The organism is Candidatus Megaera venefica, assembly GCF_034554655.1.
Classification (GTDB): Bacteria; Pseudomonadota; Alphaproteobacteria; order Rickettsiales; family Rickettsiaceae; genus Megaera_A; species Megaera_A venefica.
The window spans coordinates 1-5,655 of sequence record NZ_JARJFB010000124.1; the positions used below are offsets into that span (position 1 = coordinate 1).

At 38.7% G+C, this 5,655-nt stretch carries 3 protein-coding genes; 1 reads left to right on the top strand and 2 read right to left on the bottom strand.

What is annotated here, in order from left to right:
* Positions 1 to 328 (bottom strand): transposase (locus Megvenef_RS07125; protein WP_322776028.1); only part of this gene is annotated, 328 nt, incomplete at its 3' end.
* Between the two features lie 438 nt (positions 329 to 766).
* Positions 767 to 3,763: a flagellar hook-basal body complex protein gene (locus Megvenef_RS07130; RefSeq protein ID WP_322777275.1), complete on the bottom strand. Its 2,997-nt coding sequence runs from the start codon at positions 3,761 to 3,763 to the stop codon at positions 767 to 769.
* Positions 3,764 to 4,088: 325 nt separating this feature from the next.
* Between Megvenef_RS07130 and gltX the strand changes: the two genes are divergently transcribed.
* Entirely contained in the window at positions 4,089 to 5,417 is a 1,329-nt protein-coding gene (gene gltX / locus Megvenef_RS07135) for a glutamate--tRNA ligase (protein WP_322777276.1), read from the top strand.
* Positions 5,418 to 5,655 lie beyond the last annotated feature (238 nt).

The following is a 5,655-nucleotide window of genomic DNA, read 5'->3' on the forward strand; positions in this document are numbered from 1 at the left end:
CTTCAGACACATCAAGATCTTGCTGCAAATATTCATAACCACAAAAATATTGCCAATAAATATTTTCCTTTAGCTCTTCCTCCGTAAACGAATCAGAACCGTTGTACATAGCTTGAAGCATTGATAGTGCTAGCATTACTCTATGATCTTTCTTATTTCTACCAAATTGCTTGATTTCAATGTTAGGCAATGCTCTGGCTTCAAGTTCAGACCAATTTACTAAATCCCTTAGTTTATATAACTTGTTTTTAGGATTTAGTTTTGTAGATAATTTCTCTTCAAATAACCTTTCTTGTTTTTGGAGAAAAGTAATATTTTCTATAGGCATAATTTTAAAATCCGTAAGCTTTATGCGGTAATTATACCATTTTCTTATGGATTTTGTAAGCTGTTTATGACATGAAACCCCTTGTTAATTCAGGCGGGGAGAGTTTTGACGGAGGGACTCTTTATTCTGGGAACGCATACAACCAAACGGTTATGCCGTCATCTCGGGCTTGATGTGGCATCTTCTTCTGTCTCATGGGATCCTGAGTCAAGCTCAGGATGACAGTGTATGACAATTCTTAGTCATCCCGGACTTGTGTATCGAAAACACCGTCATGCCGGACTCGATTCGGCATCTTCTTCTGTCTCATGGGATCCTGAGTCAAGCTCAGGATGACAGTGTATGACAGTATTCTTATTTGACATAAAAAATGCCGGGTTGAAAGCTTTAATTAAGCTTATCAAACCCGGCAAAATAACTTTTTCTTTAACTTAAACCTTATCCGCCACGAAGTTCAGACAAGATGTTCCTAAAGTTTTCGTTATCAATAGAAGCAACCCTTGCATTTGCACGAATTGAGTTACTCAGTTCTTGAACTTTGAGTAATTCCTCTGTGGTATCAACGTTTGATGCTTCAAGCACTCCACCAAGAGTTCTACCAGCACCGCCAATACCAGCTTCTTTCAGCAAAAGCTCACCAGATTCACGGCTAATGTCAAATGTACCATTACTACCAGCAATAAGACCGTTTACGTTAGCAAATATAGCCAGTGGTACTTTATAAAGTTTTCTAGTTTCACCAGTACTGAATGTTCCAATAATGTAGCCTTCTGGACTGATTTCTAGCTTCGTTAAAGTTCCAGCTCCTTGACCATCACCTTGAATAATTTCAACGTTATTCGGGTTTTTAGTCTGACTAACAGTCCCAGAAGTAATTTCACTCAAGGCATTCTCCCAGTCAATAGTAATACTCCCAGAGGCACTACCGTTATTATGTTGAACGTCAATTGCTTCTTCAAACCCCTCTGGAATACCTTTTAGTGTGCCATCTGTCTCAAATTCAATTATGCCTTGTCTAATTAAGCCATTAGTATCCGCCAATACATTACTAACTTCAAATACACCATTTTTATCTTTTTTAGATGTAAGTTCAATTGCCCACTTATTGTTATCAAGCTTGGCAAAATATAACAATAAAGTATATGAAGACCCAAGGCTGTCATATACAGTGATTGGAACTGAATATGTTTGTGAACTTGGAAAATTAGCAAGACTATTAACCGCAGCACTCAAGTTCTTATCAGGATTGGTTGGATCATATGTTTCATCATAGGTCACTTTCTCCGGGTTAATAGAGAAATACTTCATTAATTGTGAGCCGTTTTCAACTCTAAGACCCAACGAAGGAGCTGCGTATGGAGCAAAACCAGTAGCATTAGCCACTACCACCGGTCCTACTGCAGCTTGAGTTTCAAAGCTTATAGTACCCGCAGCAAGATTAACATTTGTAATTTTATATGGAACATTATTGGCTATAGTAATATTATTAATTACTAGCGGTGGAACTATACCAGTAAATGTAATATTTTCGTCAACTTTATAGGTATGATTAGTACCTATATGATAGTTCACTATGCTTGATAAGTTTGTAGTATCAAAAATATTAGTATTGAATGTACCAGTTAGAGGAAGAGGAAGACCACCGACGGCTGTTCCCACTTTGTGGAAAGAAACGCCTATCGCGGCTGGATAAGCTACCCCAGCCACAACATCCAAAGCCGTAATCTCAAATGTATTCGGAGCTGCTTGCACTTTGACTCGATAATACCCAGCTGATAGCACTATATCATCACCACCAGCTGTGTGGTAAGTTCCACCTTCAACATATATTACATCATCTACAACTAAATTATGAGCACCACCAGTAGTTATAGTAATATTATTTGGTCCACCACCATTACCAGCAACAGCAGTTATGTTCCCAGCCAGTGTTGGCGAAGTTTGACCAGGAATCTTTTGCCAAGAAGCAGCCGCTGGAGCAAGAGCCGGAGCAGCGTTTGCAGCTGGAAATACTGATCCATCATTGATCAAGCCAATTGTAAAACCATTTGGATTAATTGCGCCAACCGAATACACCCCATTTGGAACTAGTGCGTTACCTAATCCAGTAATAGTAACAAAGTCACCAGCTACCAGCGTGTGGCCTGGCGCACTAATAAAACAAGTAGCTCTTCCAACTTCTGAAGCATTAGGATTTATTGTCGCCCTAGTAATAGCATTAATTCCAAGCGAACTAGCTGTTACATTAAGAGATGAGGTAGAAAGTAGCGAAGTAATTTTTAGATCCTTGCCTTCAATTGTTGCTTTGAGAGAATATACATCTTGATCTGCATTTACCGCATCTCTAAGAGTACCAAGACTATTAAAACGTACGACTCCTCCTGCAGCTTGAGCAAGATTAGTAAGCCCTAGCTCCTCAACTATGCTTCCTCCACCAACGTTAGCAAACTGTATAGCACTGTTGGGTTTTGTTGGAGCTATATACAATCTTCCTAGACTGTCCACCGTGGCTTTTAAAGAACTAATTCTGTCAATAGCAGCAGCCAAACTCTGGATTGTATTAAATGTCTTGTTAGTCACACTTGGAGATCCTTGAACCGCTGAAAACAAATATTGCTGGCCGTCTACGGTAATCCTTAATTGATGACCAACTGCAAGCTGCCCAGGACCAGGAACAGGCGGAAATGTAAATTTTGCACTCGGACCTGTTGCACCAAAAATTGTACTATTTGTTGCATTGTCTGGCCTCCTGCCAAGAACTATACCACCAAATTCTATAGTTCTTAGAACACCATCACTAGATGTAAAATTAAATTCATCACCAAGTGACAAACTTGAACCACCTAATTTTTCTGGAAATAATATATCATCAGTTTTTTTACCAGTATTTAAACCACTACGGTTCAATATAGCATCAGGACCACCTCCTCTTAACGCTTCTTGATCTGCATTAAGGTTCATCGCGATTGAAACAACAGTTGTTGCCACAGGAGCACCTTTTGTATTGGCAAAATTCACCGCTTCTAGGCTTTCAAGCAAGGATGCACCTTGTGGTAAATTTTCATCATTATCTAATTTCCAGGCTCTTAATAGTTGATCAGCACCATTTTTCCAAAAGCCAAGTTCATCTTGTCTAAAGTCCCCTCTTCTGGTAAATTTTGCAGGGCCAGTAGTAGTCTCTGATACCACAAGCAGACCATCACCGTCGATTGCAATGTCCGATACTACACCAGTGTTTATTATTTTACCTTGTACATCGTTTGTTGATCTTGTCTTACTATTAACATAAGATACACCGCCTGAGCTTGTACCAACAAAAGAGTTAATGAATAAATTTTCTCTCTTTTTGTGACCCCAAGCTTCCTTTGCACCAACGTTACTTGCAAGTGTGTCATTTGACCTGCTGAACATTGTTACCGTGGTTCCTTTCGACATTTTATTTTCTCCAAAAAATTATTTAAAATATTGCCTTATGGTGCTATAGGCGCATAAAGCGTGCCAAAAAATATTTCTTGGCAAAAAAAGTTTTTATTATAGTATATAACCAATCTTAAAACTGCTATCATCCCGGCTCAAACTACTGTCATCCCGGACTTAGATCCGTAATCTTTCTTTTGCACCTGAGATCCTGAATCAAGTTCAGAATGACATTAGGCCGAAGGCATGCGTATCCAGCTCACATTAGGATGAAACTCATACTATTCTTGCGAGTTTTTAAGATATATGATAGCATCCGCTTTTTCAACGATCAATTTTTATTATGACAAAAGTAATTACTCGCTTTGCCCCTTCTCCTACTGGTAAACTTCATATTGGCAACGTAAGGACCGCTCTAATAAATTGGTTGTATGCGAAAAAGCATGGTGGAGAATTCATACTACGCATGGATGACACAGACCTAATACGTTCTCGCAAGGAATATCAAATAGCAATCGAAGAAGACCTAAAATGGCTAGGATTAACTTGGGACAGAACGTTTAATCAACTTGCACGAGCTGATAAATACACCACAACCAAGCTTGAGTTGATTAAAAAACGTAGACTATACCAATGTTACGAGACGCCAGAAGAGCTGGATATAAAAAGAAAATTCCAATTATCAAGCGGCAAACCGCCAATGTACGATCGCTCAGCATTAAAGCTAAGTGAAGCACAAATTGCAACGTACGAGCAACAAGGCAGAAAACCGCATTACCGTTTCTTAATTAATGACGCTGACATAGTTTGGCAAGATATGATCAAAGGGGAAATTAAATACCACGGATCAAAACTAAGTGACCCAGTAATTATTCGTGCCGATGAGAGCATGACTTATATGCTTTGCTCTACTATAGATGATATAGACTATAATATATCACATGTAATAAGGGGCGAAGATCACGTTAGCAATACCGCAATTCAAATTCAAATGTTTGAAGCTTTGGGAGCTGCGCCACCATCTTTTGGCCACTTAAGTCTTGTTAAATCTAAAGCGGATAAAATCTCTAAACGTGAGGGGGGCTATGATGTTGCAGCCATAAGAGAGGAACAAAATATAGAAGCTATGGCAATTAATAGCTTTTTGGCATTAATCGGGACATCTAATCCAGTTAATATAAGCAAAAATCTAGCTGAATTGGTTGAGAAGTTTGATATCACTACATACTCAAAAAGCCCAACAACATATATGCCAGAGGAACTAGAGCACCTCAATCATAAGCTTGTAATTACCTTGGAGTTCAATGACATAAAGCCTTATCTACAAAAAAATGATTTAAATAAAGTTGATGAAAATTTTTGGCTCGCAATCAGGCCAAATTTGCAAAAACTTTCTGAAATAAAAGAATGGTGGCAGATATGCCACGCCCCAACTAAGGTTCAAGGACTTGATCAAGCATTACTTGAGATTGCGGCAAACACGCTCCCTGAGATAATAAACGAATCTACCTGGTCTGATTGGACAAAAATTATTTCACAAAATAGTGGCAAAAAGGGAAAGGATTTGTATATGCCTCTGCGTCTTGCCCTTACAGGTAAGACTAGTGGCCCAGAACTAAAAACCATACTACCGCTTTTAAGTAGAGATGAGATATTATCACGTCTAAAATGAAGTAAGCCATTATACTGGAAAAACACCTTGCCCTTAAAAACGCCGTCATACACCATCGTACCGTTACCCATTGGTTGACTATGGATCTCAAGCAACAGAAGAAGATCCTGAAATAAGTTCAGGATGACGGATTACTACGATTTTGTCATCTTGGACTTAAAAGTCTCTCCGTCAAAACTCTAAATTTTTGATATAATTTCAAGAATTTCAAAAATAAATCACCGCACATTCATTTTTT

Coding starts and splice junctions, on each gene's coding strand:
- Megvenef_RS07130 (WP_322777275.1), bottom strand. CDS start 3,763: ATGTCGAAAGGAACCACGGTAACAATGTTCAGCAGGTCAAATGACACA.
- gltX (WP_322777276.1), top strand. CDS start 4,089: ATGACAAAAGTAATTACTCGCTTTGCCCCTTCTCCTACTGGTAAACTT.